28 protein-coding genes are annotated in these 26,815 nt (G+C 64.6%); 12 read left to right on the forward strand and 16 right to left on the reverse strand.

The genetic code is table 11. The annotated features are described in order from the left end of the window. Nucleotides 1-5: 5 nt before the first annotated feature. A complete protein-coding gene (locus V6K60_RS08965) occupies nucleotides 6-1,652 on the forward strand; it encodes a tetratricopeptide repeat protein (protein ID WP_332450179.1) in 1,647 nt (548 codons plus the stop codon). Nucleotides 1,653-1,660: 8 nt separating this feature from the next. On the opposite strand, the gene V6K60_RS08970 is transcribed toward V6K60_RS08965, so the two are convergent. From V6K60_RS08970 to V6K60_RS09000, 7 genes are all read right to left on the reverse strand, one after another. Continuing rightward, nucleotides 1,661-2,404 carry a hypothetical protein gene (locus V6K60_RS08970; RefSeq protein ID WP_332450180.1) on the reverse strand — a complete coding sequence of 248 codons (744 nt, stop codon included), beginning with the start codon at nucleotides 2,402-2,404 and terminating at the stop codon, nucleotides 1,661-1,663. 224 nt (nucleotides 2,405-2,628) lie between these two features. Continuing rightward, nucleotides 2,629-3,579: a hypothetical protein gene (locus V6K60_RS08975; RefSeq protein WP_332450181.1), complete on the reverse strand. Its 951-nt coding sequence runs from the start codon at nucleotides 3,577-3,579 to the stop codon at nucleotides 2,629-2,631. Nucleotides 3,580-3,581: 2 nt separating this feature from the next. Further along, complete coding sequence (locus V6K60_RS08980) at nucleotides 3,582-5,069, reverse strand: DUF6345 domain-containing protein (protein WP_332450182.1); 1,488 nt, start codon at nucleotides 5,067-5,069, stop codon at nucleotides 3,582-3,584. Nucleotides 5,070-5,354: 285 nt separating this feature from the next. Further along, on the reverse strand, nucleotides 5,355-6,485 hold the full coding sequence (locus tag V6K60_RS08985; protein WP_332450183.1) for a pyridoxal phosphate-dependent aminotransferase: 1,131 nt from the start codon (nucleotides 6,483-6,485) through the stop codon (nucleotides 5,355-5,357). Then, nucleotides 6,482-6,889: a 6,7-dimethyl-8-ribityllumazine synthase gene (ribH, locus tag V6K60_RS08990; protein WP_332450184.1), complete on the reverse strand. Its 408-nt coding sequence runs from the start codon at nucleotides 6,887-6,889 to the stop codon at nucleotides 6,482-6,484. Before ribH ends, V6K60_RS08985 begins: the two co-directional genes overlap by 4 nt. Before the next feature lie 54 nt (nucleotides 6,890-6,943). Further along, nucleotides 6,944-7,405 carry a riboflavin synthase gene (ribC, locus tag V6K60_RS08995; RefSeq protein ID WP_332450185.1) on the reverse strand — a complete coding sequence of 154 codons (462 nt, stop codon included), beginning with the start codon at nucleotides 7,403-7,405 and terminating at the stop codon, nucleotides 6,944-6,946. Further along, nucleotides 7,402-8,532: a pyridoxal-phosphate-dependent aminotransferase family protein gene (locus V6K60_RS09000; protein WP_332450186.1), complete on the reverse strand. Its 1,131-nt coding sequence runs from the start codon at nucleotides 8,530-8,532 to the stop codon at nucleotides 7,402-7,404. Before V6K60_RS09000 ends, ribC begins: the two co-directional genes overlap by 4 nt. Before the next feature lie 137 nt (nucleotides 8,533-8,669). On the opposite strand from V6K60_RS09000, the gene purE reads away from it, so the two are divergent. Then, the gene (purE, locus tag V6K60_RS09005; RefSeq protein WP_332450187.1) at nucleotides 8,670-9,062 is read left to right on the forward strand and encodes a 5-(carboxyamino)imidazole ribonucleotide mutase; all 393 of its coding nucleotides are present in this window, start codon (nucleotides 8,670-8,672) and stop codon (nucleotides 9,060-9,062) included. Between the two features lie 42 nt (nucleotides 9,063-9,104). On the opposite strand, the gene thiC is transcribed toward purE, so the two are convergent. Continuing rightward, nucleotides 9,105-10,394, reverse strand: a complete 1,290-nt coding sequence (gene thiC, locus V6K60_RS09010) for a phosphomethylpyrimidine synthase ThiC (protein ID WP_332450188.1) — start codon at nucleotides 10,392-10,394, stop codon at nucleotides 9,105-9,107. A gap of 25 nt (nucleotides 10,395-10,419) precedes the next feature. Between thiC and V6K60_RS09015 the strand changes: the two genes are divergently transcribed. The 3 genes from V6K60_RS09015 to V6K60_RS09025 are packed head-to-tail and all read left to right on the forward strand — an operon-like array spanning nucleotide 10,420 to nucleotide 12,018. After that, nucleotides 10,420-11,022 carry an MBL fold metallo-hydrolase gene (locus tag V6K60_RS09015; RefSeq protein WP_332450189.1) on the forward strand — a complete coding sequence of 201 codons (603 nt, stop codon included), beginning with the start codon at nucleotides 10,420-10,422 and terminating at the stop codon, nucleotides 11,020-11,022. After that, nucleotides 11,015-11,470, forward strand: coding sequence for a GIY-YIG nuclease family protein (locus V6K60_RS09020; RefSeq protein ID WP_332450190.1), 456 nt, complete (start codon nucleotides 11,015-11,017; stop codon nucleotides 11,468-11,470). Before V6K60_RS09015 ends, V6K60_RS09020 begins: the two co-directional genes overlap by 8 nt. After that, nucleotides 11,467-12,018, forward strand: coding sequence for a flavodoxin family protein (locus V6K60_RS09025; RefSeq protein ID WP_332450191.1), 552 nt, complete (start codon nucleotides 11,467-11,469; stop codon nucleotides 12,016-12,018). Before V6K60_RS09020 ends, V6K60_RS09025 begins: the two co-directional genes overlap by 4 nt. 63 nt (nucleotides 12,019-12,081) lie before the next feature. On the opposite strand, the gene V6K60_RS09030 is transcribed toward V6K60_RS09025, so the two are convergent. Then, a complete protein-coding gene (locus V6K60_RS09030; RefSeq protein ID WP_332450192.1) occupies nucleotides 12,082-12,243 on the reverse strand; it encodes a DUF1328 domain-containing protein in 162 nt (53 codons plus the stop codon). Between the two features lie 126 nt (nucleotides 12,244-12,369). Further along, entirely contained in the window at nucleotides 12,370-13,464 is a 1,095-nt protein-coding gene (gene cofH, locus V6K60_RS09035; protein ID WP_332450193.1) for a 5-amino-6-(D-ribitylamino)uracil--L-tyrosine 4-hydroxyphenyl transferase CofH, read from the reverse strand. A gap of 115 nt (nucleotides 13,465-13,579) precedes the next feature. Between cofH (V6K60_RS09035) and V6K60_RS09040 the strand changes: the two genes are divergently transcribed. Further along, on the forward strand, nucleotides 13,580-13,894 hold the full coding sequence (locus V6K60_RS09040; protein ID WP_332450194.1) for a YunC family protein: 315 nt from the start codon (nucleotides 13,580-13,582) through the stop codon (nucleotides 13,892-13,894). Nucleotides 13,895-13,905: 11 nt separating this feature from the next. On the opposite strand, the gene cofH (V6K60_RS09045) is transcribed toward V6K60_RS09040, so the two are convergent. Together cofH (V6K60_RS09045) and V6K60_RS09050 are read right to left on the reverse strand one after the other, a co-directional pair. Continuing rightward, nucleotides 13,906-14,994 (reverse strand): 5-amino-6-(D-ribitylamino)uracil--L-tyrosine 4-hydroxyphenyl transferase CofH, encoded by a 1,089-nt coding sequence (gene cofH, locus V6K60_RS09045; RefSeq protein WP_332450195.1) that lies wholly within the window; start codon nucleotides 14,992-14,994, stop codon nucleotides 13,906-13,908. 28 nt (nucleotides 14,995-15,022) lie between these two features. Next, nucleotides 15,023-15,694 (reverse strand): S26 family signal peptidase, encoded by a 672-nt coding sequence (locus tag V6K60_RS09050; protein WP_332450196.1) that lies wholly within the window; start codon nucleotides 15,692-15,694, stop codon nucleotides 15,023-15,025. Between the two features lie 113 nt (nucleotides 15,695-15,807). On the opposite strand from V6K60_RS09050, the gene V6K60_RS09055 reads away from it, so the two are divergent. The 5 genes from V6K60_RS09055 (at nucleotide 15,808) to V6K60_RS09075 (ending at nucleotide 23,938) form a co-directional block, all read left to right on the forward strand. Beyond that, nucleotides 15,808-17,211, forward strand: coding sequence for a DNA-directed DNA polymerase II small subunit (locus V6K60_RS09055; RefSeq protein ID WP_332450208.1), 1,404 nt, complete (start codon nucleotides 15,808-15,810; stop codon nucleotides 17,209-17,211). 88 nt (nucleotides 17,212-17,299) lie between these two features. Beyond that, nucleotides 17,300-19,324: a sodium-translocating pyrophosphatase gene (locus tag V6K60_RS09060; RefSeq protein ID WP_332450197.1), complete on the forward strand. Its 2,025-nt coding sequence runs from the start codon at nucleotides 17,300-17,302 to the stop codon at nucleotides 19,322-19,324. A gap of 122 nt (nucleotides 19,325-19,446) precedes the next feature. After that, nucleotides 19,447-20,388: a magnesium transporter CorA family protein gene (locus tag V6K60_RS09065; RefSeq protein ID WP_332450198.1), complete on the forward strand. Its 942-nt coding sequence runs from the start codon at nucleotides 19,447-19,449 to the stop codon at nucleotides 20,386-20,388. Between the two features lie 351 nt (nucleotides 20,389-20,739). Then, nucleotides 20,740-22,629: an acetate--CoA ligase gene (gene acs / locus V6K60_RS09070; protein ID WP_332450199.1), complete on the forward strand. Its 1,890-nt coding sequence runs from the start codon at nucleotides 20,740-20,742 to the stop codon at nucleotides 22,627-22,629. Nucleotides 22,630-22,636: 7 nt separating this feature from the next. Continuing rightward, nucleotides 22,637-23,938 (forward strand): L-lactate MFS transporter, encoded by a 1,302-nt coding sequence (locus V6K60_RS09075; RefSeq protein ID WP_332450200.1) that lies wholly within the window; start codon nucleotides 22,637-22,639, stop codon nucleotides 23,936-23,938. Here V6K60_RS09075 and V6K60_RS09080 read toward each other — a convergent pair. Both V6K60_RS09080 and V6K60_RS09085 read right to left on the reverse strand, forming a co-directional pair. Further along, entirely contained in the window at nucleotides 23,922-24,386 is a 465-nt protein-coding gene (locus tag V6K60_RS09080) for a ribonuclease III domain-containing protein (RefSeq protein ID WP_332450201.1), read from the reverse strand. The two genes, V6K60_RS09075 and V6K60_RS09080, sit on opposite strands and share 17 nt — an antisense overlap. A gap of 10 nt (nucleotides 24,387-24,396) precedes the next feature. Next, nucleotides 24,397-24,891: a peptidylprolyl isomerase gene (locus V6K60_RS09085; protein WP_332450202.1), complete on the reverse strand. Its 495-nt coding sequence runs from the start codon at nucleotides 24,889-24,891 to the stop codon at nucleotides 24,397-24,399. Nucleotides 24,892-25,107: 216 nt separating this feature from the next. Here V6K60_RS09085 and V6K60_RS09090 point away from each other — a divergent pair, with 216 nt between their 5' ends. Next, nucleotides 25,108-25,869, forward strand: coding sequence for a nucleoside-triphosphatase (locus V6K60_RS09090; protein WP_332450203.1), 762 nt, complete (start codon nucleotides 25,108-25,110; stop codon nucleotides 25,867-25,869). A 15-nt stretch (nucleotides 25,870-25,884) separates the two neighbouring features. Here the strand turns inward: V6K60_RS09090 and V6K60_RS09095 are convergent, their stop codons facing one another. Together V6K60_RS09095 and V6K60_RS09100 are read right to left on the reverse strand one after the other, a co-directional pair. Further along, entirely contained in the window at nucleotides 25,885-26,274 is a 390-nt protein-coding gene (locus V6K60_RS09095) for a DUF2703 domain-containing protein (RefSeq protein WP_332450204.1), read from the reverse strand. A 217-nt stretch (nucleotides 26,275-26,491) separates the two neighbouring features. After that, nucleotides 26,492-26,629 carry a hypothetical protein gene (locus tag V6K60_RS09100; protein WP_332450205.1) on the reverse strand — a complete coding sequence of 46 codons (138 nt, stop codon included), beginning with the start codon at nucleotides 26,627-26,629 and terminating at the stop codon, nucleotides 26,492-26,494. Nucleotides 26,630-26,815 lie beyond the last annotated feature (186 nt).

The following is a 26,815-nucleotide window of genomic DNA, read 5'->3' on the forward strand; positions in this document are numbered from 1 at the left end:
ACGAAGTGGAGCTCCCCTGGAAGAGCGCCGGGACCTGGTGCAGGAAAGGACAGGCATTCTGTGAGCAGGGGCAGTACGACCGGGCCATCGAGTGTTATGACCGGGCCATCAAACTCGATGCCGGCGCCGGCGCCTGGTATCTCAAGGGACGTGCCCTGACCTCCGCCGGGCGCTACCAGCCGGCGATCGAGTCACTCGACCAGGCCATCAAGCTCGACCCGGCCTCTGCCCGTTTCTGGTACGCCGGGGGACGGGCGCTCTATAGTCTCGAGCACTACCGGGAGGCCGCCGAGTACTGCGGCCGGGCGGTGGAACTCGCACCGGACTGTGCGGACGCCTGGCTCACCCGGGGACACGCCTTCAAGGGCATGGGGCGAACCCCTGAGGCGATCGCCTGCTACGATCAGGTCATCGTCATCGACCCGGGCCGGATCGAGGCCCGGATCGCCCGCGGAACGGTGCTTGCCGCCGAGCGCCGGTACGACGCGGCACTCGACTGCTATGACCGGGTCATCGCGCTCGACCCCGGGAACGCCAACGTCTGGTACGCCCGGGGAACGATCCAGATCCTCCTCTCCCGGTACGAGGCGGCGCTCGACTGCTACGACCGGGCCCTTGCCATCGACCCGGACCACGCCGGCGCCTGGTACACCCGGGGATGCACGCTTGCGGCGCTTCAGCGCTACGACGAGGCCGTCGGGTGCTTCGACCGGGCGATCGCCCTCAATCCCGACGACGACGGTGCCTGGTACAACCGGGGCCTGGCGCTGGAGAGGCTGGAGCGCTACGAGGAGGCGCTCGCCTGTTATGAACGGACCTACCGGCTCAGGCCCCGGCAGGCCGGAATATGGTACCACCGGGGCACCGTGCACAGAAAACTGAAACGCTACGACCAGGCGCTCGCCTGCTTCGACCGGGCGCTCAGGGAGAACGCCGCCGATGCGGAGACCTGGCACCAGAAGGGGCTCCTCCTCTTCACCCTGAAGCGCTATGGGGGGGCGAGCGAGTGCTTCGACCAGGCGCTCAAACTCCGGCCCGACCACACGGACGCCTGCTACTACCGGGGCGAGAGTTACTATGCTCTACGCAATTACGCGGCAGCGGTCCCCTGCTACCAGGCCGTGGTCCGTGCAGCGCCCGAGAACGCCGTCGCCTGGAACAACTACGGAAACGCGCTCTACCAGCTCGAGCGCTATGAGGAGGCGCTCGTCTGCTACGAACGGGCGCTTGAGATCGACCCGGAGAACCACGGGGCCTGGAACAACAAGGCGAGCGTTCTCTCCGTTCTTTCACACTATGACCGGGCGCTCGTCTGTTATGACCGGGAACTCCTGATCCATCCGGAGAACGCGGACGCCTGGTACAACAAAGGTCTTGCGCTCTTCATCCTCGGCCGGTACGGCGAAGCCGTCATCTGTTGTACGCGGGCGCTCGAGGTCGATCCCGCGAAGGTCGGGGTCTGGAGCACGAAAGGAAACGCCCTCGTCCTCCTGGAACGCCCCGAGGAGGCGCTCGACTGCTACGACCGGGCCCTCGCGATCGACCCAAACGACGCCGAAGCGCTCAAGGGGAAGGCGATGGCACTCAACCACCTCGACCGCCCCGCCGAGGCGGCCAGGTGCTACGAGCGGCTGCGGCGGCTGCCGCGGTGAGGAGGGGGTTAACCGGCGCTGCCCCCGGAAGCGGCTTCCGGGAGCCTCTCGATTCGGGACGCTTTTGTCAGCTGATCTTCGGTGAACAGGACGACGCACGGCTGCTCGTACCCCCGGCCTCCCCATCCGGTCGCTCCACCTCCCGCGCGATCATCCGCCGTTCTGTTCATGACGGGCTCGGCGTAGTTGCATACGGTCAGATAATACACCATCGTGTCATGGGGGAACGCGACCAGCCGCAGGGGATGCAGACGGCCGTCGCTGTACGTGAACGTCCGGACATACTCGCTATCGAATCCGATGTTGGCGCCGTTTTCGAGGTGAGCGGACGTGATCGTCCCATCCTCCCGGGTCGCGGTCCGGAGGAAGGCGTCCAGAGCCTCGAAGACCCCGGCCGGGTGCGGCCCGGAAGCGGACTGTTCCGGCCTCCCTATCTGCCGGAGGACGAGCCGATCGGATCTCGCGAGGTCTGCGTCGTACCACACGACCTCTCCCCGCCAGACCCCCGAAAAGAGGATGTGAACTGAATCGATCGTTCCATCGGTGTCCGTGCGGAGATCGAACGTTTCCAGCCGTACCGTCTCATCTTCGAGGCCCGCGGCCTCGATAATCTCCCCCCATACCCCGGTCATCGGCCCCTCCTCGATCTGGAGCGGGCGGGCAACCGGGACGCTGAGTACATCTGTGCAGCCCAAAGAGGCTAGCACGATTCCGAGAACAAGGGTCAGCAGGATCGGGTTATCTCCTCTCATTGTTTCCCCCGCAAGATGGTGATCCATCTAGTCCATGACTCCCACACGGCGCGGGTACAATGACGCGACCGGCAACCGACAACGCGGGAAGCACTATGACCGGGTAGACGGGAGCCCTCTGAGAAGACCCCGCCAGCAGCATTGCCGTTTCGGAAACGATCGGTATTAGGACGGCAAATCCGATTGCAAACTGCTTCATTGTACGAGTGTCTTTGAAAAAGGGGTCAGTACAACCCCTTCCCGAGTTCAGGAACCGCCGGGATGTACTGGAAGAAGGCCCCGGTCTCGCTCTCCCCCTCCACGGTGCCGTGGATGTAGTAGGTCGGCTTGAGGTAGGGCTGTTCAGTCCCGGGCGGGGTTGCATAGTAGCAGAGCTTGACCTCGTCAACGATCGCCCTCATCGGGGAGCTCACCTCGGTGACGACCCCGGTCTGCTTGAGTTCCTCAATCGCTTCTTCGGGAGAGAGGATCGAGAAATTCTTATAAGGCTCGGCGTCACGCCAGCGTCTGGTGACTTCGAGAATATCGCCACCCCCGCCGATGGTGACCCGGGTTCCACTTCCGGCCACGCGAAGACCGCTCAGGGTGTCGGTGAAGTGGACATCACGATCTTCGTACGTGACGATGGGTGCACCTCCCGAATGGTTCGAGAAAATCCCCTTCCCACCTTGAGACACACTTGAGAATACCGCCCCTTCGGGCATGAGGTCGTGAGAGGTGAGGAACGACTCGGCGATCTTCCGGCACTCCTCGTCGGTCGGGAGGTTTTCAGGACGGTCGCGTGGATCCACACCACTACATCGACCATACCACGTATAGGTCATATAACCACCTCCTTTATCGAGATCAAATGTATAGGGATCGCCTGTGATACGGTATGACACTCTCTTCTCTTCAACCGGCCCGATCAGTCCGAACTTCTCTGCTATCTTCAGGGCATCGTCCTTTGATACGGCAGTATCGGCCGTCTTATAAACCATGGCCTGCACGGGAGATCTTGGGAGGACAGTACCGAGAGTGATCTCAGAGACGCTCTGCACGCCGTAGGGTCCGACAATCTCGATACCCCCATTTGTGCCTTCATCGCCCTGCGGATATTCCGCCGGTATTAGTGCTGTCCCGATGGCGATCAGCAGAAGGACGGCCAATCCAAGTACAATCTGGTTCTTCGTCATGTTTACCACTCTTGCTTGCATCGATCTGTCTGATACTGGAAATCCGGTGGATCGCCGGGCGGGTTGATCGACGACCCGTACCCGTAAATATGGTCGTTGAGGCAGTCAGGTGTGCTCAGGTCTCCGTCGATGTCCGCGGCGAGAATTGCTGACCGTAGACTGCCGTCGCTCGGGACGACATATAGATCCGCCGTCCTACGCCATGCATCCCAGATGGTGTAACCGTCCATCAGCAGATCCGCAAAATACCATCCCATATCCGGATGCGTGCCCCCGATTGTGTCGAAACCGCATATGGAATGGAGCCCCTCGAAGGCATCTTCCCAGTTCTCCCTATACGTTGATGCATTCAGGGTGTTGCACGATCCGAGGATAATCCAGTCTGTCTTCGTGTTACCCCAGCGCGCCTCGTCGTATTCCAGATTGTAATCGTCGGCGGCAGTTCCGAAGACGAACCCGCCCTCCCACCCGTGGCCCACGAAGAAGGCCAGGTGCGCGTTGTCGATGTAGTCCGAATCAACTCCGCCGAAGGCCGGATCCTTCCAGTGCCGTTCCATCGCTGCGTCGTTGCCGCTGATGAACTGGCCAGCCCATAGACTCGACCCGGCAAGCGTGTTGTAGAAGCCCTCGGCCTCTTCGTCGGCCCAGGCGAGAGGAGCCTGCATGCCGTGATAGTCGCCTACCCATTCGGCGCAGAAGGAGTAACTCCTGTAGTACGAACGGATCAGGTCTCCCTCCGCTGTCACGTATACCCAGTATGCCTTTCCCGGGAACATCAGGCGCTGGTCGCTGTGGCTGCCTGTCCCACCATTAATCATACTGACCTCGTAATCCTGCACTCCCGCATCGTAGCCCTGTGCCGTTGCCCATGTGCTCCCGAGGGGGAGGAGCATGTCCCGCGCGCAGGCTTGGTGCACGTCCCAGAAGCCAACAACGTTCCAGCCGGAATAGAGGTGTTTTGTCGCTCCCGTCTGTTCCTGCGCGGGTTTGAAGTAGAGCGGAATCTGGTACGACCCATTTGCGTAGATCCATATCCCGTCAAGTGGTCTGAACTCTTCCTGCGCGCTCATCGCCTCCCATTGGCTGCTTGAACCATTATACCGGAGGATGGAGTGAGCGGCCGTATCTACTCCACCGAAGACCGCCATCATGGTATCATGCCCGTTGGCAAGCCGGAGGGGCGTCGAAACGAGGTTCCACTCCGGGTGCAGGATCAGGGTGTTCGATGTGGGATCAAAGGCGGTTGCCGGATACAACCCGCCCTGCACTGCCGGCGATCTCGACGGCTCCCACCCCGGCGGATAAGGGGGAACTAGATCCTCCACGGCGACGGGACCGGCAGATGTCATAACTATCGCCGCGCTCCCTTCGTCCGGAGCGGTTGCGCCGGGATCCAATGTCTCACCCGATACGGGTGCAACCGCGATACCGGCGACGAGCAGCACGAAGAGCACTCGTACCAGGTATCCGGAAATTTCTATAGTTCTCATTTTTACCTCCTTTCGTTCCGTGAACGGAGGCACGAAGAAAGGGTTATCTACCCAGATTACCCACTCTCTCATTGCCTTCGGGCCGCAGGGGGTTCTTCATTCGCAGTGATCGATCCCCCTGTAACACTGGGAGACTTTGCTGGTCCCCTATATAGCATTTCTGTGTCAGCGAGCTACACGTCAGCTCGCCGGGACCGATTCCGGGCCTCCACCGCCAACCGCTCACGAAGCAGCCCACCGTGCAGGCCTCTCGAATAGTGATTTAAAAGAAAAGAGGCGGGTCTCTTAAACCCGCGCGATCCGCCCGACCGCTTCTTTCAGGTTCTCCATCGACGTCGCGTAGGAGAGCCGGAGCCAGCCCGGGGTGCCGAACGCGGCCCCCGGGGTGACCGCCACGTGGGCGTCCTGGAGCCACGACCGGGCGATCGCCATGTCGTCGCCCTCGACCTTCACGTAGGCGTAGAAGGCGCCTTCCGCGGGAGCGGTGGCATAGCCGAGGTCGCGGAGCGCCGGGACGAGGTAGCCGCGCCGGCGTTCGAACTCACGGCGCATCGCCTCGACGCAGTCCTGGGGCCCCTCGATTGCGGCGACCGCCCCGAACATCGCAAACGTCGTCGGGTGGGAGATGGTGTGCTGCTGCACCTTCTCCATCTGCCGGACGATCGGCCGGGGGGCGGCCGCGTAGCCGATCCGCCACCCGGTCATCGCGTAGGCCTTCGAGAATCCGTTGACGGTGATCGTCCGTTCCGCCATCCCCGGAAGGGAGGCGAGGGAGATGTGCTCCTTTCCGTAGACCAGCTTCTCGTAGATCTCGTCGGAGAGGGCGTAGAGGTCGTGGTCCCGGCAGATGTCGGCGATGAGCCGGATTGAGGCCTCGTCGAGCACCGCGCCAGAGGGGTTTGAGGGGGAGTTGACCACGATCATCTTCGTCCGGGGACCGACCGCCTCGAGCAGGGTGTCGTCGACCTGGAAGGTCCCGGTCGAGAGGGCGTGGTGCCGGGCGACGGCGCCCGCGAGCCGGACGCAGGGCTCATAGGAGACCCACGAGGGGTCGAGGATGAGCACCTCGTCGCCGGGATCAAGCACGGCCTCCATCGCCTCGTAGATGGCGTCCTTCGCCCCGCAGGTGACGATCACCTCATCCTGCTGCGCAGAAAACCCGTTCTCGCGGGTGAGTTTCTCCGCGATCGCCTTCGTCAGAGCCGGGATGCCGGTGCTCGGTGCGTAATGGGTCTCCCCGCGGCGGAGGGCCTCGATGCAGGCCTCCTTGATGTGGACCGGCGTGTCGAAGTCCGGCTCCCCGATCGAGAGGCTGATGACGTCGACGCCCTCCTGCGCCATCTTCTTTGCGGCGTTCGATATCTCGATCGTCGCGGAGGGAGCGATCGCCGCAATCTTCTCCGAGAGGCTTCTCATTCCAACCGCTGGACCATCTTCACGGCCGATTCGACGGCACGTTTGGCGTAGTCGATACGCTCGGTCGCTTCCATCCGGGTCATCCCGGGCCCGGAGATCCCGAGGGAGACGGGCTTACCGAACTCGAGGGAGAGGTCGATGATCTTGCGTGCCGCATGCTGGACGACGATCTCGTCGTGCTGGGTGGCGCCCTCGATGACGCAGCCGATGGTGACGACCGCGTCGACCTTCCCCTCGGTGAGCATCTTCTTGATCGCGAGCGGCATGTCGTAGGCGCCGGGGACGTAGAACGTCTCGGCAACCTCCGCCCCGAGGAAACGGGCATGTTCTCGGGCCTCGATCTCCATCATGTAGGTGATGTCGCGGTTGAACTCCGCGACGACAAATCCAAGGTTTATCGTCATCTCAATCCTTCCTGTGATATTATCTGCACCGATTGATAATCCTCACTTCTCATGTCACGGGCGTGCCGGCCCGACATCCTCGAACCCCTGCCGCTGGCCGGTCCCGGCGAGCTTCTCGAGGTCCTTCGGGTAGAGCGCCAGCCGGACGGCGTTCACGGCGTGCTCCCTCGTCCGCTGCTCCATCAGCCAGGCGAGTTCCTTTGCGTCCTTCGCCTCGTCCTCGTGGACGAAGACCTCGATGACGTGCCTGTTTGTCAGGAGTTGACAGAGAATAAGACCCTGGGAGGCCTCGTGGGCGCAGAGTTTGTCCTTCTCGGCCCGCCCGGGCATCCCGAGGGCCATGACGAGGTCGCATCCCCGCTCCTCGATCAACTTCTTGCAAGCCACCGGGAGGTCCTTGATGCCGGGGACGACGTAGCGCTCCAGCCCCACGCTCGCGTGTCTCCGAATCTCGTCAGCGGCGATCCTGCCCATATCGACCCGGGCAAACGTGGTGTCGGCGATCCCGATCTTCATCCGAGAAGCACCCCGGCGGCCGCCTCGACGCCGTCGCCGGCCTCAAACCCGAACTTCTTGAGGGTGAACTGGACGGCCGCGAGGGTGGCGAGGATCTCCTGCGCCCCGACACCGCCCATGGTGCCGATCCGGAAGATCTTGCCCTTCAGGTGGTCCTGGCCGCCGGCGATCTCGATGCCGAACTTCTTGACCGTGCCCCGCAGGTCCTTGTCGGTGAGGCCATCGGGGATCCGCATGGCGGTCGCGGTGTTCGAGTAGGCGTGGTGCGGATCAAGCGTCGGGAAGAGGTCGACACCCCACGCCTTCGCCGCGGCGCGGACGGAGTCTGCCATCCGGCGGTGACGGGCGATCCGGGTGGGGACGCCTTCTTCCTCGATCATCGTGCAGGCCTCGTGCAGCGCGAGGAAGAGCGGGACCGCCGGGGTGTAAGGGGTCTCCATCGGGGTGCCCTTCCCGCTCTTCCTGTAGGCGGCCATATCGAGGTAGAAGGGGCGCTTCTCGGAGATCCGGTCCCAGGCGCGGTCGCCGACGGCGATTGCGGCAAGGCCCGCGGGAGCCGCGAGGCATTTCTGCGAACCGACGACGGCGATATCGACACCCCATTCGTCCATCCGCACATCGTCGCCGCCGACGGACGTGACACCGTCCATGATGAAGAGCGCGTCGTGCTTCCGGGCAAGCTTCCCGACCTCGGGTGCGGGGTTCTTGATCCCGGCGCTCGTCTCGTTGTGGACCATCGTGACGACCTCGGCCCCGGCCTCGAGTTCCTGCTTCAAGCGCTCGAGATCGAGCGGCGTTCCCCACTCGGACTCGAGGACGGTGACGGTGCCGTAGCGCTGGCCAATCTTTCCGAAACGCTCGCCGAACTTGCCGTTGACGAGCGAGACAATCTTTCTGTCCCGCGCAAAGTTCGCGATACCGGCCTCCATGCCGGCGCTTCCCGAGCCGCTGATGACATAGAGTTCGTTTTCGGTGCCAAACAGGGTCTTCAAGGTCCGGACAGTCTCCGCATACGCGGCCCCGAACTCGGGACCACGGTGGTTGATGGCCTGCCGCGTCATGGCGGCGCGTACCCGCTGCGGAACGGGTACAGGGCCCGGGATCATCAGGAGTGGTTCGTGTTCCATCTTGATCAGTCCATTTCGTCTCGTCGAGGAGCGATCTTCTTCCTGCAAGGAGGTTAGATGTAAGTTCATATCAACCTCTCCACCGGACGATACCGGCAGAAAAAAGAGGGAGCAGGAGCATACCGGGTGAGGATAGCATGGTTGACGTCGCGGTGATCTGCGGTTCCGCCTCGGACGGTCCCGTCGCGGAGAAGGCGTTTGCAATCTTGAAGGATCACGGTGTATCCTACGACTACCGGGTGATCTCGGCGCACCGTGACCCCGAGAAACTGGACGAGTACGTGAAGGGAAGTACTGCCCGGGTCTTCATCGCGATCGCCGGGCTCTCGGCAGCCCTCCCGGGAGTGGTCGCCTCGAAGACCGAGCGGCCGGTTATCGGCGTCCCGGTGAGCGGGAAACTGATGGGGTTTGACGCCCTCCTCTCGATCGTCCAGATGCCGAAGGGTGTCCCGGTGGCCTGTGTCGGGGTAGATAATGGCGAAAACGCGGCGCTCCTCGCGATCCGGATCCTCGGCGCGAGACGCGCCTGACGAAACCTTTCCCGCCTGCCGGGGAGCGCATCCCCGAGTCTTTTACGGCTCCATCCGCTCTTCCGGCTCTTTGAGAATGTCCCGCACCATCTTTACGGCGCAGAGGTCGCCGCACATCGAGCAGGTCTCGATCTCCCCGTCCCGCTCGTGGATACGCCGCGCCTCCTCCGGGACGAGGGCCGCCTCGAACTGTTTCTCCCAGTCGAGCGCCCGGCGCGCCTCCGCCATCCGGATCTCGCGGTTCTTTGTCTTTGAGGCAGCCCGGGAGAGGCTCCCAACGTGTGCGGCGATCCTGGCCACCCGCGTCCCCTCCACGATGTCGTGGAGGTCCGGCAGGGCCAGGTGCTCGGCCGGCGAGACCATGCAGAGGAAGTCGGCGCCGCTCATCCCGGCGATCACGCCACCGATCGCCCCCACGACGTGGTCGTAGCCCGGTGCCACATCGGTCACGAGCGGGCCGAGCAGGTAGAGCGGGGCGCCGTCGGTCAGTTCCTTGATCATCCGGACGTTATAGCCGATCTGGTCAGCCGGGATATGCCCCGGCCCCTCGATCATCCGTTGCACCCCGGCGGCGAGCGCCCGCTTCGCGAGATGCCCGAGCGTCAGGTACTCGGTCGTCTTCGCAAGGCGGCCGGCATCCACGAGTGCGCCCGGGCGCATCCCGTCGCCGAGGCTGACGACCACATCGTGTTCGGCCAGGATCTCGAGCAGGTAGTCGTACTCGGCATAGAGCGGGTTCTCCTCGCCGGTCGCGGCCATCATTGCTACATGGAAGGCCCCGCCACGGGAGACGACGCCCATCGTCCGGGGGTCGGCCTGGAGCGACGCGAGGGCCGCCTGGTTCACGCCGCAGTGCAGGGTCAGGAAGTCCACGCCCTGCCGGCAGTGCTCCCGAATGACGTTAAAGAGCAGGTCGGCGTCAACGTCCGCCGCGTTCCCGGCCCGCCGGACCGCCTCGTAGACCGGGACCGTCCCGACCGGCGCATCAAGTTCCAGGATCCGGCGCCGGATGCGGGGAAGGTCGCCGCCGGTCGAGAGGTCCATCAGCGCATCCGCCCCCTCGCGGAGGGCTGCCTTTGCCTTCTCGACCTCGAGATCCTCGTCGCACCGGACGCCCGACGTCCCGACGTTCACGTTGACCCGCACCCTGCAGCCCTCCCCGATGGCGCAGAGCCGGTGCGGCCGTACGGGGTTTGCCGGAATGACAATATGTCCACGGGCGACGGCCCGCGCGGCCCGGTGTGGAACGAGGTCCTCTTCCCGGGCGATCGCCTCCACCTCAGGGGGAACCCCGCGCAGACTTGCTAGAGCAAGGGTATGCATAAGAACCATTTGCCCGGAAGCCATATTAGTCTGCATGCAAGTCCGGTGGATCGCGAGCGGCTCAATCTACGCCAACTCGTTCGTTTACGGAAACACCCTTATCGACGCCGGCGTTCTCCCGATGGCGGTGGAACCGTATGCTGAAGCGATCGAGACGATCGTCATCACCCATGCCCACTACGACCATATCGCCCACGTGAAGGAGATCGCCCGGCTCTGCAACGATGCCGCCGTCTGCATCCATGAGGCGGATGCGGACGGCCTCGTCGACGATTCCCGGAGCCTCTCCATGCATTTTGGGGCCCGGTCGCCGGGGATCGCTCCCGACGTCGTTCTCCACGACGGCGACCGCATCGGCGACCTCCTCGTGATCCACACCCCGGGACACACGCCGGGCGGGATATGCCTCTATGACGCGGAGGCACGGGTGCTCTTCTCGGGGGACACCGTCTTCACCGGGGGATCCTTCGGCCGCTACGACTTCCCCGGCGGGAACCGGACGGTGCTTGCCGCCTCGATAGAGCGGCTCACTACTCTCGACGTCGAGGGACTCTACCCCGGCCACGGCGAACCCGTCCTCCACGACGGTGCGAGGCACATCGCGGCCGCCCGGGAAGCGCTCCGCTACTATGGATAAAGGGGTCTACGCCCTCGTCCTTGAGAACCCCGATTGCGTGGTCCGCGTCGGCGCCCGGGGGGCACGTGAGTTCTTCGCCGGCCGGCACGTCTACGTGGGCTCCGCCCGGGGGAGCGGGGGGCTTGCCCGTGTCGACCGGCACGTGAGGCTCGCCCGGAGACGCGACCGCCCGCCCCGGTGGCACATCGACTACCTTCTCCTCGACCCGCGCTTCACCCTCGCCGCCGTCGTCACCGCCAGAGCAGACCGGGACTACGAGTGCGATCTCGCCCGTGCCATCGGCGGGCCCTCCGTCCCCGGCTTCGGGTGCAGCGACTGTGCCTGCCCCTCGCACCTCTTCTACCGCCCCGAGAACCCGGTCCCGGAGATCCTTGCAGCGTTCCGGGGTCTCGGCCTCGATGCACGGATCGTAAGCATCAAGAATGAGGGGGACGAGGATAGGCTATGAACGTTCTTGGTATCTCCGGAAGCATGCGGAAGAACGGCAACACCGCGCTGCTCGTCAACGCCATCCTCGACCGGGTCCGGGAGGCGGGCATCGAGACCGAATACCTGACGCTTGCCGATATGGAGATCCGGCCCTGCACCGGCTGCGAGGCCTGCAGGGAGGCGAAGTGGTGCGTGACAGAGGACGACGACTGGGGCTACGTGGCGCAGAAGATGATCGACTGCGAGGTGCTGGTCATCGGCGCTCCGACCTACTACTACGACATCAACGGCCAGACGAAGAACCTGATCGACCGGACCTACTCTCTCTTCCACGACAGACGGCTTTCGGGGAGAAGAGCCGTCGCCGTCGCCGTCTGCGCCGACCGGGGGGGCGAGCGCTCCCTCGCGACCATAGAAGGGTTCCTGAACGCCCACGAGTTCTCGTACCTCGGCTATGTCTGCGGCAGGGGCTACGCACCGGGGGACGTCGCAAAAGACGAACGGGCGATGAAGAGGGCCAAAGGGGTTGCGGACACGATCATCAGGCTCCTCCAGCCTGAGGACTGAGAGGCGGAGGCCGCACGCTGACGGAGGGTTCCGCCCGTCCCCCCGGGCGGGACTCCCCCGTAGTCAGAGCAGCAGCGATATTATCGCGAGGACGATGAAGATGATGACCAGCCATTTTGCGATCGACATCGACATCCCTGCAACACCCCGTGCCCCGAGTAAGGCAAAGACAAGTGCCAGTACGAAGAAGAGGATCGCAAGGCCTATGAAACTACCGCCAATCATGCCGTTCTCCTCTCAATCGCCAGCACACGGCCGGCGTCGAGGTGCCATACTCTGTTCAGGAATATTTATAATTTTCCGCGAATAAAGTTGAAGACCGGCGCGAAGCATCCCGGTGATCCCTGGAGATCAGCCGGGGAGGAGGTCGTAGGTCGTCGTCCGCTGCCGGAGCGTCCGCCCGAGATCCCCGGCCATCCGCCGCATCTCTGCCGGGTCCAGGTAATCAGTGTCCCGGGCGCCCGCCTCCCGGGATATGCTCTCCTCAAAAAGCGTTCCTCCGAGGTCGTTTGCGCCCGAAAGAAGCGCCGCCTCAGCCATCTTCGTCCCCTCCTTCACCCAGGAGGCCTGGATGTTCCTGATGTTGTCAAGGAAGAGCCGGGATACCGCGACCATCAGGATATCCTCTCTCCCCGTTGCCCCGGGCCGGGCGAGCCCCGCCCGGAAGAGGGGGGTCTTTTTATGGACGAACGAGAGGGGTACGAACTCGGTGAACCCGCGGGTATCGTCCTGGATCTCCCGAAGGATAGCAAGGTGCCGGGCGCGGTCCGCCTCGCTCTCGCAGTGGCCGTACATGATCGTCGCCGTCGAGCGGATCCCGAGGGTGTGCGCCTCTCTGATGATCCGGACCCAGGTCGCCGTATCGATCTTTTCCGGGCAGATCGTGCGACGGATCTCGTCCACCAGGATCTCGGCCGCCGTCCCGCAGAGCGTCCCGAGCCCCGCGGCCTGCATCATGCCAAGCACCTCCCGGGTGGAGAGATCGCTCTGCCGCGCGGCATAGGCAACCTCCATCGGGTTGCTCGCGTGGATGTGGACGCCCGGCGCTTCGTCCCGCATCCAGGATATGATATCGACGTAGGATTGCGCGTCAAACTCCGGGTGGAGGCCGCTCACCGTGCAGACCTCGGTCACGCTCCGCCCGCGCGCTGCGCGGACCTTCTTTCGGACGGCGGCTTCATCGTGGAAGAAGCCATCGGGATCGCCCGGTTTCCGGGAGAACCCGCAGAACCCACAGGCGTTCACGCAGAGGTTCGTGACGTTGATGTTCTGGTTCCGGACATAGGTGACGACGTTGCCGACCCTCTCTTCCCGGAGGGTGTCCGCAGCGGCGGCGATATCCCAGACACCCCGGTCACGCGTCTCGAAGAGACGTACCGCCTCCTCCTCCGTGAGCCGGTGGCCGGCGAGCACATCATCAAGCAGGCGTCGCAGTGGCGATTTCATATCCTTTCAACCTTTTTGCAGGATGATCTCCACTTGACACGGCCAGCTCAAGAACCTTTGGATATCTCCCGCCGGAAGGGATACACTTATCTGTCCCGGGGACACCCCGGCAGCCATGGCTCAGCAGATCCTCTGTCATCAACGCACACGGCTCAGCTACAAGGACGCATTCGGATACGTCATCCCGGTCGGGGAGGCCAGCCTGATGGCCTGGGTGACCGACGAGGGGCTGATCGGGAGTGCCGGGTTCGATATCGAGGCGCTGGCAAACGCCGGGGTGCCGGCAGCGATCGTCGGCGTCTCGGAGGAGTCGACCCTGGATAACCTGGACAGCCTCATGGACGCCGAGGTGAAGGCGGCAAACCTCCCGGCGGTGCAGCGCCGCGTCGAGATCGGCATGTCGGGAAGAGAGGCCTTAAACCGGATGTGAACCGGCCGGGATCAGACCAGCTCGTAGGTCGTCGTCCGCTGCCGGAGCGTCCGGCCGAGATCACACGCGATCCGCTCCATCTCGACCGGGTCCAGATAGTCGGCACCCTCGCCGCCGGCGTCGGCCGAGACGTCGTCGCAGAACATCGTCCCGCCGAAGTCGTCCGCGCCCGAGAGGAGCGCCGCCTCCGCCATCTTCGTCCCCACCTTCCCCCAGGAGACCTGGATGTGGTCGAAGTTGTCGAGGAAGAGCCGGGCGACCGCGACCATCAGGATATCCTCCCTCCCCGTCGCCCCCCCCGGGACGAGCCCCGCCCGGAAGAGGGCGGTCTTCTCGTGGATGAAGGAGAGGGGCACGAACTCGGTGAACCCGTGGGTATCGTCCTGGATCTCCCGGAGGAGGCCGAGGTGCCGGGCGCGATCCGCCTCGCTCTCGCAGGAGCCGTACATGATCGTCGCCGTCGAGCGGACCCCGAGGGTGTGCGCCTCTCTGATGATCCGGACCCAGGTCGCCGTGTCGCATTTGTTCGGGCAGATCACGCGACGGACGCCGTCCACCAGGATCTCGGCCGCCGTCCCCTGCAGGGTCCCGAGCCCCGCCTCGCGGAGCCGCTTGATGACGGTGGCGGTCGAGACGCCGCTCCGCTCAGCCGCCCAGGCGATCTCGTCGGGACTCGCCGTATGGATGTCCACCCCGGGAGCGGCCGCCCGGACGGAGGAGATGAGGTCGACGTAGGAGTCGAGCGTGTAGTCCGGGTGCACCCCCGAGAGGAGACAGATCTCGGTGACGTTCCTTTCCACCGCCGTCCGGGCCTTCTCCCGGATGGTATCGGGGTCGTCGTAGAAGGCTTCGGGATCATTCGCCGGCCGGCCGAACCCGCAGAACCTGCAGAGGTTCTTGCAGATGTTCGTGACATGGATGTTCTGGTTTCGGACGTAGGTGACGACGTCGCCGACCTTCTCTTCCCGGAGGGCGTCCGCGGCGGCGGCGATCTCCCAGACGCCCCGGTCACGGGTCGAGAAGAGGAAGGCGGCCTCCTCCTCCGTGAGCCGGTGGCCGGCAAGCGTATCGTCGAGCAGGGCATGCAGCGAGTACGGCATGGTATATAACTATCCTGGAGCCCCTGATTTATTCTTTCTTCTCTTTGCGCCTCGATAGGACGAAGTCGTGGAGGAGGATGATCACGATGACGATGACGGCAAACTCCGCGAGGTGCAGCGGCAGGTAGCCGATGAGCGGCACCGCGACGAGGGCTTTTCCGATGATCCACTCCTTCTTCACCGGCTCGACCACCCCGACGCCGGCGATCCGGAGGTTCCCCTGGTCGATGTAGGGGTTGTTGTCCCCTTTGGTGATGTAGCCGCCGTGCGGGTCGGTGGTGTAGTACTGCGCGAGCCCCGACTCCTCCACGGCCGCGACATCGACGTAGGTCATCGCCCGGTGAATGATCGGATGGACCGAGTCGGCGCCGTTCGGGCGGTAGATGATCACGTCGCCGTAGTTCCCGAACGACGAATGCCCGGTCAGTTGCCCCTCGGCCCAGGTCGTCAACCCCCCGAACCGGTCTTCATCGACGACGAGCACCAGGTCGCCGACGTTCATGTTCGGGACCATGCTCTCCGACTCGATCGTGACCACCGCCGGCCAGGTGCCGGCGAAGAGGTAGAGAGCGAGGGCGATACCGCCCACGACCGCGACGACCCAGAGAAGGTCCCGGGCGAGAGAGACGACCGGGTGGTCGCTCTCCCGGAACGTGACAAAGGCTGATGCTGCACGTTGCAGCCAGGTGGGATCCGACATTGCTTAAAGAGAATACTATTTCCCCCTACATAGGTTCTCCCCCCGCACCCGTGGGGGCACCACGGCCCGAAGAGATAAACCCATATTACCACGGGGAGAATATCATGGAGCCCATGCTCGCCAACGCCGAGATCGTACGCCGGTTCCTTGAGTTGAAGCACCAGGTCCATCCCGACGTCGTGAGTTACATCCGGGAGCAGAACGACCCGACGCTCATCGACCGGATAGCGGCGGGGGTCCCGGGGGGCACCCTCGTCGTCTCCGCGGAGCACATCCCGGGTTTGAAGAAGGTCCGGGACGGGACCCGGTTCCTCGTCGACCCGGAACTCGAGGTGATCACGGGAAGCGCCGGGACCACCGGGAGCGTCAGTGGCCACGAAGACGCCGTACACTACTTCCGGGACCGCTACAGCAACCTCTCCTCGATGATCCGCGGCCGGATGACCGCAATGCCGATCGAGGCGCTGACGAAGTCCCCCCACCGCTACCGGGACGAGGAGTGCAACATCACCGGGATGGTGGCCGACGCCCGGACGACCGCCAAAGGCCACCGGCTCGTCGAGATGGAGGACCCCACCGGGGCCATCCGGGTCCTCTTCAACAAGGGGAAGGGGGACGCCTTCGTCGAGGCGGAGCGGATCCTTCCCGACGAGGTGCTCGGGGTCAAGGGGAAACTCTCAAGCGACGGGGGGCTCTTCTTCGCCGAACAGCTCTTCCGCCCGGACGTCCCCATCAACAACGCCCCGTTCAAGAGCGACCGGCCGGGCAAAGCGGTCCTGATCTCCGACGTTCATGTCGGGAGCGACACCTTCCTCGATGAGGGGTGGAACCGGTTCGCCGACTGGCTGCAGGACTCCGAGGCCGGCTACCTCCTGATCGCCGGCGACCTCGTCGACGGTATCGGCATCTACCCCGGACAGGAGAATGAACTGACGATCAAGAACATCTACGAGCAGTACGACGTCTTTGCGGAGATGCTCCGGGACCTGCCCTCCCGAATCCGGATCGTCGCCGCCCCGGGAAACCACGACGTCGTCAGGATGGCCGAGCCGCAACCGGCGATCCCGGCGGAGTTCACCGGGAAATTCCCGTCGAACTGCACCCTCGTCGAGAACCCGTGCCTGCTGAACCTCCAGGGCGTCCGGGTCCTGATGTACCATGGCCGGTCGATCGACGACATGATCGGGCTGATCCCCGGCGCAAGTTACGAGCGGCCCGGCGAGATCATGGAGGAGATGCTGAAACGCCGGCTGCTCGCCTCCCCGTACGGGATGCGGACCCCCATCGCCGCGATGAAGACCGATCGGCTCGTCATCGATCCCCTTCCCGAGATCCTCCTCACGGGGCACGTCCACATCTGCGGCATCACCCGTTACCGGGGTGTCCTCGGGGTGAATGCGGGCACCTGGCAGTCCCAGACGGCGTTTCAGAAGCAGATGAACATCAATCCCACGCCCGCGCGGGCGTTTGTCATCGATCTCCAGACTCTTCAGCCCGAAGTGATGGATTTCAGCTGACACCCGCTCTTTTTCCCGAATTCTTTCCGCATGTTTAAAAGTGTTGAATCCCATTGTATATGTTACACAAACGGAGGAATGCAGAGAGATGGATCTTGTGTATCTGGCACCTGTGTGTGCCGTTCTTGCTCTCCTGTTCGCAGGATACTCCTACAGGAGTATCCTGAAAGAGGGTACAGGTACCGAACTGATGCAGAAGATTGCTGCCGCTATCCACACGGGAGCAATGGTCTACCTGAACAGACAGTACCGCGCTATTGGAATATTTGTCGTCGTGCTTGCCGTCGTCCTTGCGCTCGGGATCGGCGTGGCCACCGCCGCCTGCTTCGTCTTCGGCGCGGCCCTCTCGGCGACCGCCGGCTACATCGGCATGTTCACCGCCACGAAAGCAAACGTCCGGACCACGAACGCCGCACGGCGCGGGATCGCGGATGCGTTCCGCGTCTCGTTCTCGAGCGGCTCGGTCATGGGCATGGCCGTGGTCGGGCTCGGCCTTCTCGGGCTCTCGATCGCGTATATGGCCCTCAGCGCCTTCACGGGGTACACCCAGGCTGAAGTCCTCACCCACGTGACCGGGTTCGGTCTCGGCGCGAGCTCGATCGCCCTCTTCGCCCGTGTCGGCGGCGGTATCTTCACCAAGGCCGCAGACGTCGGCGCCGATCTCGTCGGCAAGGTCGAGGCAGGCATCCCCGAGGACGACCCCCGCAACCCCGCCGTCATCGCCGACAACGTCGGTGACAACGTCGGCGACGTCGCCGGCATGGGCGCGGACCTCTACGAGTCCTACGTCGGTGCGACCATCTCGGCGATGATCCTCGGTGTCGCCTTCGCGGCCACGCAGTTCGCGAACGCCGACGCCATGAACGTGATCCTCCTCCCGCTGCTCATCTACGCGGTCGGCATCATCGCGTCCATCATCGGCTCGCTCTTCGTCCGGACCAACAAGACCGAGAGCAGCGCCATCCACATGGCCTTCAACAAGGGCCTGATTGCTGCGATGGTCGTGACCATCGGCGCCACCTACTTCCTGGTGACGGGGCTCCTCGGGGCGGAGTACATCGGGGTCTTCTACGCTTCCGTCGCCGGTCTCGTCGCAGGGTTTGCCATTGGTCTGATCACCGAGTACTACACCTCCTTTGACCGGAAACCGACCCTCTCTATCGTGGAGTCCACGGAGACCGGGGCGGCGACCACCATCATCACCGGGTTTGCGAAGGGGATGGAGAGCACCGTCTGGCCGGTCCTGATCGTCTCCGTCGCGATCTACGTCGCCTACCAGACCGCCGGGCTCTACGGTATCGCCATCGCCGCCGTCGGCATGCTCGCGACGCTCGGGATCTCGCTCTCTGTGGACGCCTACGGCCCCGTCGCCGACAACGCCGGCGGTATCGCCGAGATGTCCCACCAGAAGCCCGAGGTCCGCGAGATCACCGATACCCTGGACTCTGTCGGCAACACCACCGCCGCCATCGGCAAGGGGTTCGCCATCGGCTCTGCGGCGCTGACGGCGCTCGCCCTCTTCGCCGCCTACACCCAGGCGGTCGGCCTCACGACCATCGACGTAGCGGTCCCGAACGTCTTCATCGGCGTCTTGATCGGTGCGATGCTCCCCTTCCTCTTCTGCGCCATCACGATGATGGCGGTCAGCAAGGCGGCATACAGCATCGTCCACGAGGTCCGCCGCCAGTTCAGGGAGATCACCGGCCTCATGGAGGGGACGGCCGATCCCGACTACACCTCCTGTATCGCCATCTCCACGAAGGCGGCACTGCGTGAGATGATCCTGCCCGGCGTCCTTGCCGTCGTCGCACCGCTCGCCGTCGGGATCGTCCTCGGTACGGAAGCCCTCGGCGGCCTGCTCGTCGGCTCGCTTGCGGCCGGGTTCCTCCTTGCCGTCACGATGGCAAACGCCGGCGGGGCCTGGGACAACGCGAAGAAGTACATCGAGATGGGGCACCTCGGGGGCAAGGGCTCCCCGGCCCACAAGGCAGCAGTCGTCGGCGACACCGTGGGCGACCCCTTCAAGGACACGTCAGGACCTTCCCTGAACATCCTCCTGAAGCTGATGTCCATGGTATCGCTGGTCTTTGCACCGCTGCTCCTGCTCTTCTAACCCTTTTTTTCAGTCCCGATAGGCCCCTTCTGACCCGGTCTCCCTTCCAGGCGTCCATACCTTCATCCCGCCCGCCGACAACAGTAGAATGTGAACTCTCCCGCGGGGAGGGGTGAGAGATCATGTTCCACATCTATCGCACGGTTGAAGCGGCCCCGGTGCCACGGACGGAGGAGACCGGCGTCTTCGAGCCCGGTTCCTGGGTCTCGATGATCAACCCGCCGCGAGAAGAGATCGAGGAGGTCTCGGCAAGGCTCTCCATCCCGGGCGATTACCTCCGGGCGGCGCTCGATGAGGAGGAGCGCCCGCGGACCGAGTCTGAGGACGGCATCACCCTGATCGTCATCGATATCCCGGTGCCCTACCCGGAACGGACGATCCTCTACACGACGATGCCGCTCGGGATCATCGTCACGCCCGATACCATCGTCACGGTCTGCCTCCGTGAGAACGCGATCATCCAGGACTTCGCGAACGGCCGGGTGAAACTCTTCTACACCTTCAAGAAGACCCGGTTCGTGCTGCAGATCCTCTTCCGGAACGCGTCCTATTTCCTCCAGTACCTGCGCCAGATCGAGCGGTTATCCGACCGGATCGGGGCCGAACTGAACCAGTCGTTGCGGAATAAGGAACTGATCCAGTTGATGAACCTCAAAAAGAGCCTGGTCTACTTCTCGACATCGCTCCGGAGCAACCAGATCGTCCTCGACAAGACCCTGACGTTCCAGCCGCTCCGGATGTACGAGGACGACACCGACCTCCTCGAGGACGTCATCATCGAGAACAAGCAGGCGATCGAGATGGCAAACACCTACTCGACGATCCTCACCGAGACGATGGACGCCTTCGCCTCGATCATATCGAACAACTTCAACAACATCTTGAAACTCCTCACCTCGATAACCATCATCCTCGCTATCCCCACGATGATCGCGAGTTTCCTCGGTATGAACGTCCCGGTCCCTCTCCAAGATAACCCCTACGGGTTCCCCATCATCCTCGTTCTCTCCCTGATCGTCTCCTCGCTCCTCGCGGTGGCCATCAACCGAAAAGGGTGGCTCTGAGACCCGCGCAGGCGGCCCTGCAAACCCCTCTTCTCTTCGCACCCGGGACCTGGCGGCGCTCAAGCCCCGGGGTGCCGACCGGTGCGGTCCTCCCCGCGACCATAAAGTTTATCACCACATTATACATTATTAATCGTGACAGATTGGTGGACGACCACATGAGATCCGGGGACGTAGCCCCCGGCGGAGACCGGCAGAAGAGCCGGTGGCCGGTTGGTACGGCAACCCGAACACAGGCCGATCGATCAGGGGATCGATCGGCCCGAAGGATCGCCGGTGCACGCTCCCGGGACCCGAATCAGGGACCGGTTCGTTGCAGATAGGCATGATCGAAGATGGGAATGAGGCGAGATGACAGAGACGTTTGCCGTGAAACTGGAAGAGAAACGCTACCTCCCCGACCCCCGGTGCAAGGCGGCTGCCTGGACACCGGACTACACCCGGGCATACCAGAAGTTCATGCGCGACCCGGAGGCCTTCTGGGACCGGATCGCCCGTGAACTCTCCTGGTTTGAGCCGTGGGACCGGGTCAGGGAGTGGAACTACCCCTACGCGAAGTGGTTTGTCAACGCGAAACTGAACATCACCCATAACTGCCTGGACCGCCACGCCGCCGGCGACCGGAAGGATAAACCGGCGCTCGTCTGGCGCGGCGAAGGAGGAGAGGAGCGGAGGCTCACCTACGACGGTCTCTACCGCGAGGTGATGCGGTGTGCAAACGGCCTGAAGTCCCTCGGCGTCGAGAAGGGCGACCGGGTCTGCATCTACATGCCGCTCGTCCCCGAGCAGATCGTGGCGATGCTCGCCTGCGCCCGTCTCGGGGCCGTCCACTCGGTCGTCTTCGGCGGGTTCGGGCCGGACCCGCTCGCGATGCGGATCAACGACGCAGAGGCGAAGGTCCTGATCACCGCGGACGTCGCCTACCGGCGGGGGAAGACCGTCCCGCTCCGGGAGATCGCAACCGAGGCGCTCACCCGTACGCCATCCATCGAGCGCGTCGTCGTCCTCCGGCGCGAGACCCCGGCCGTCGGACTCGACCCCGCGCGGGAGGTCGATTACGCCGACCTCATGGCCCACGCCGCACCGGACTGCCCGGCGGAGGTTATGGATGCCGAGGACCCGCTCTTCATCCTGTATACGAGCGGTTCGACCGGCGCGCCGAAAGGGATCGTGCATACCTGCGGCGGCTACATGGTCGGGACCTACTACACCGCCCGCCACGACTTCGACATCAAGGAGAGCGATGTCTTCTGGTGCACCGCCGACCCCGGCTGGATCACGGGCCACAGCTACATCGTCTACGGCCCGCTCGCGGTCGGGACGACCGTCATCATCGCCGAAGGGACGCCCGACTACCCGGACCCGGGCGCCTATTGGCGGCTGGTCCAGGACCTCGGGGTGACGATCTTCTACACCGCGCCGACCACCATCCGGATGTTCATGCGCTACGGCGACGAATGGCCGGCGAAATACGACCTCTCGTCGCTCCGGGTGCTCGGCTCCGTCGGCGAGCCCCTCAACCCGGAGGCGTTCGAGTGGTACTACCACCGGATCGGCGGCGCACGGTGCCCGATCGTGGACACCTGGTGGCAGACCGAGACCGGGATGCACATGCTGACCACGATGATCGGTGAGACGATGAAGCCGGGGTTTGCCGGCAAGCCGATCCCGGGCGCTGTCATGGACGTCGTCGACAGGGTGGGAAACCCGGTCCCGCCCGGCACCGGCGGGTTCCTGGTCATCAAGGAGCCCTGGCCCGCGATGCTCCGGACGGTCCACGGTAACGACGCGCGTTACCGTGCCTACTGGGAGACGATCCCGGGCTGCTACACCGCAGGCGACCTCGCGGTGAAGGACGCCGACGGCTACATCATGGTCATCGGGCGGGCCGACGACCTGATCGTCGTTGCCGGGCACAACATCGGGACCGCGGAGGTCGAGAGCGCGCTCGTCTCTCACGAGGCGGTGGCGGAAGCGGCGGTCATCGGGAAGCCCGACGCCCTGAAAGGGCACACCATCAAGGCCTTCGTCACCCTCCGTGTGGGTGCGAGCCCGAGCGGCGAACTCTCCGAAGCACTCGCCCGCCATGTCAGAAAGAGCCTCGGGCCTGTTGCCGTGCCGGCCGAGATCGAGTACCTGGACCGGCTCCCGAAGACCCGGAGCGGCAAGATCATGCGCCGGGTCCTGAAAGCCCGGGAGCTCGGCATGGACCCGGGCGACATATCTACCCTGGAGGAGTGAGCCGCATATGCCTGATGCACCAACCATCTTCGGCATGCCCGCGGAGAAGGGGCGGTGGGGCCTTGTGGCCCTCGGCATCCTCATCAACCTCTGCCTCGGGAGCATCTACGCATGGAGCGTCTTTGTCGCGCCGCTCGCCGCGCACTTCACCGCGACGCTCGGCCGTGAGGTGACGGCGGGGGAGGTCCTCCTCCCGTTCTCGGTCTTCCTCGCCTTCTTCGCGATCGCGATGCCGCTCTCGGGGAAGTACCTCGAGCGCTACGGCCCGCGGACGATGACGATCGTCGGCGGGCTCCTCACCGGCCTCGGGTGGCTGCTCGCCTCGACAGCGACGTCGGTCGAGATGCTCTACGTCGTCTACGGGGTGATCGGCGGGCTCGGCGTCGGCATCGCCTACGGGGCGCCGGTCGCCGTCGCCACCCGGTGGTTCCCGGACCGGCGGGGGTTCGCGGTCGGGCTTGCCCTGCTCGGGTTCGGGTTCTCTGCTTTCGTCACCGCGAACGCAGCGGGAGCCCTGATCGCCGCATACGGGGTGATGGCGACGTTCCGGATCTTCGGGGTCGCGCTCATGGCCCTGCTGCTCCTCTCGGCCCTCCCGCTCCGGTTCCCGCCGCAAGGCTGGCGGCCGGCGGGGTGGACCCCGCCCGCGCCCGGGGTCGGCACGGCGCCGGTCTGCGAGTGCGACCGCCGCGCGATGCTCCGGACAGGGACGTTCTACGGGCTCTTCGCCTGCTACTTCATCGGCTGCCTCGCGGGCCTCGCCGCGATATCGATCGCAAAGCCGGTCGGGACCGAGGTGGCCGGGGTGGACGCGGGGCTCGCGACGCTCCTCGTCGGGTTCTTCGCTGTCTTCAACGGCCTCGGCCGGCCGGCGTTCGGCAGCCTCGCCGACCGAATAACCCCGCAGAAGACGGCGATGCTGACGTTCGCCCTGATCGCGGCGGCATCGCTGCTGATCTGGCTCGTGCCGGGGGTGCCGGCCTACATCGTCGCGTTCGCCGTCCTCTGGGGGTGCCTCGGGGGCTGGCTCGCGATCGCGCCGACGGCGACGGCGTCCTACTTCGGGACGTGCGACTACCCGCGCTGCTACGGGATCGTCTTCCTCGCCTACGGTGCAGGCGCCATCGCCGGGCCGCAGGTTGCCGGGTTCGTCCGGACGGCGACCGGGACCTACCTCGGGGTCTTCCCGCTGGTTGCAGCCCTCGCCGCGGTGGGGTTCGCTGCCGCCTGGTTCCTGATGCGGCCGCCGGCCACCGTTCCGGTGGCGGGGGAGAAGAAGGAGGGCGAAGGGGTTACGCCGTCTCCGTGAGCCCGAGGTGCCGGAGCACCCCCGCGGCCGCACGCATCCCGCCGTCCAGGTAGACGGCGCCGACGAGCGCCTCCAGGCACTCGGCGAGGACCCGGCCGGAGGTCCAGACCTTTTGCGCGGCCTCCCCCTTTCCCCAGCGGACGTAGTCGCCGAGGTCGAGGCCCTCCGCGAGGGAGCGGAGCCGGGTCATGTTCACCAGGTTCATCTTCCGGTTCGTGATCGCGCCCTTGTCGTGCGCCCCCCCCGCGACCACCGCCTCCACGACCGCCACGTTGATGACCGCATCGCCGAGGGTCGCGAGGGCGTCCATATGGGCGGCGGGAGGGAGGCCGGCCTCCAGGGTGTAGGCGAGGCGGGTGAGCGCCCGGTCGAGGAGCGAGCGGTCACGAAAGGCGTAGCCGATCCGCTCCTCGATCGCTCCCGGGTCCCGGCGGCCGGCGTCGCTCATAAAAAAAGAGTTACTCCCGGACTTCGGCCTTCTCGATCCGGACGGGGACCTTCGGCTTGTCGGCGGAGTTCGTCGCCACTTTTCCGATCTTGTCGACGACGTCGAGTCCCTCCACCACCTCGCCGAAGACCGGGTGGGCGCTCGGCGTCTGGGGGTTGTCCCAGTCGAGGTAGGCGTTGTCCACCAGGTTGATGAAGAACTGGCTGCCGCCGGAGTTCGGGCGGCCGGTGTTTGCCATGGCGATCGTCCCCCGGCGGTTCGAGTGGCCCTTCACGAACTCGTCGGTGATGGTGTAGCCCGGCCCGCCCGTCCCGGTGCCGGTGGGATCACCGCCCTGGATCATGAACCGGGGGATGACCCGGTGGAAGATCGTGCCGTCGTAAAACCCGGATTTGGCCAGTTTTGCAAAGTTTCCCGCGGTCACCGGCATGTCGTCGTAGAGCCGGATCGTGATATCGCCCATGGTCGTGTGGAGCACGACCTTCGTCCCATGTGCTTCTGCCATATGAAATCTCCGTAAGGTATTGTCTGCCGTTATTACTTATAGTGCTTGACGCCGGCATCCCCGCCGGGCGGTCGTCCGTTCTTTCGGGAGACCGGGGCGCCGAGCTCCCCGGTGTCTCCTGCGGCCTCACGTCCGGCCCCGGCCCGGAGCGGCGACTGGTCAATGAAATAACCTAAACTGATGGTATAAGTAAACTATTATTAGCCTGCTGTGCGTATGTACTACCATGTACCCCGGAGCGAACCTGCCGCCGATCGCCCATCATCTCGCCGGAGGCCTCCCGCGATGAGCCGCCGGGCACCGGTCTTCATCATCACCGGCGGGCAGGGCCAGTGCAAGACGACGTTCCTGCACCTGGTCCTCGGGCTCACCGTCGGGCTGAACGTACGGGTCCGGGGCGTGATCTCTCCCGGCTATGTGCGGGACGGGCGGAGGTCCGGGTTCACCCTCGTCGACCTTGCCACCGGCGAGCACGAGGAACTCTCCTCGATCGACCCCGACCCGCGGTGCGAGGTCCACGGCCGGTTCTACTTCCGGCCCGAAGGGCTTCTCTTCGGCCGCAGGGCGCTCGCGCCGCCGGACCCCCGAAAGACCGATCTGGTGGTCATCGACGAGGTAGGGAGGTTCGAGCTCCAGGGCGGGGTCTGGGCGGAAGAGATCGACCGGCTGGTCGCGCTCCCGCACCCCCCGATGATCTGGACGGTCAGGCGGCGGCTCCTCCATACCGTCGTCGAGCGCTGGAACATCCAGAACCCCGTCGTGGTGGACGTTGGGACTGCAAGCGTCATGGCGGCGGCGGAAGCCGTGATGGATGCTGTCTGGGAGTGGCGGGAGGCGCAGACGTTCTGTGCAGTTCCGGCAGCACCACTACTCCCCGGGGATCGCGTCGCGGCTCCAGCGCTCTGTGCGGATGCGGCCGCCGGGGCGGCACGGAGCGCCCCGGTGATCCTCCGGCGGTGCTACGGCCCCGATGAGTGAGGGGAAAGCGCACCCTCAATCAATCTCAAGCGCTTTTGCGGCAGCCCGCCCGATCAGTTCCGGCGGGATCGCCTCGTAGGCCTCACCGTTGTAGCGGAGCGTCCGGCACTCCTCATCTTCGCAGTCATCCCCACAGCTCTCCCCGCAGGATGCGCAGGAGGCACAGGCCGTCGCGGTCACCTCGACCCCCTCCAGGAGTTCCTCGATCGGAGCCCCGTTGAAGAGGAGGGTCTCCGGCTCCCCGACCGTCTCGACTATCCGGACGCTGACCCCTTCCATCTCAAGGAGCATGCGGATCTCGTCGAGAACGGCATCAAGCGGCATCCCGGTCTCTTTGCAGGTCTCAAAGACGTTTTCAGCGTCCCTCGCAACGTGTCTCCATTCGATGACGAGTTCATTCTTCATGGTACACCTCTCCATTGACACCGACACAACATCTTCCTGTCGCCTCCCCGGGAGACGAGCCCTTAAGCCGGGCGCAGATCCGACGCAGCCCGGCGAGGAGACCGGGAGCGACGAGGACCGGGACGCTCGGAGACGCAAAGAGGGCGGGGCGCCCTGATAAAAAAGGAGGTCTGGACTGCTCCAGAGCCGGGGGCCGGGCGCTAACCCGGCGAGAGGGTCAGTCTTCTTCCGACCTGTGCTCCCCCTTCTTCGCCTTCGAGGCCCCCCGCGCACCGCACCCGCAGCCGCATGAGCCCTTCTTCATCCTTGAACCGATACAGCATCCTTCGTCGTCTCTCTCGTTCTCGCCTGTCATGGTCACCACATCCGCCCCGGCGGTGCGTCGGGGCGCATCGATTGATCCAGAAGAGTTGGCGCTGCCGGCGTATGAAGGCTCGCGTTCCATATTGGAAGGGGAGGGGCCCTATATCCCGAGCCCCTCAAGAAACATCCGGTGCAGGCGGAGATCCCCGCCGAGCTCCGGGTGGAAGGCGAACGCCAT

Source organism: Methanoculleus sp. (assembly GCF_036677455.1).
Classification (GTDB): Archaea; Halobacteriota; Methanomicrobia; order Methanomicrobiales; family Methanoculleaceae; genus Methanoculleus.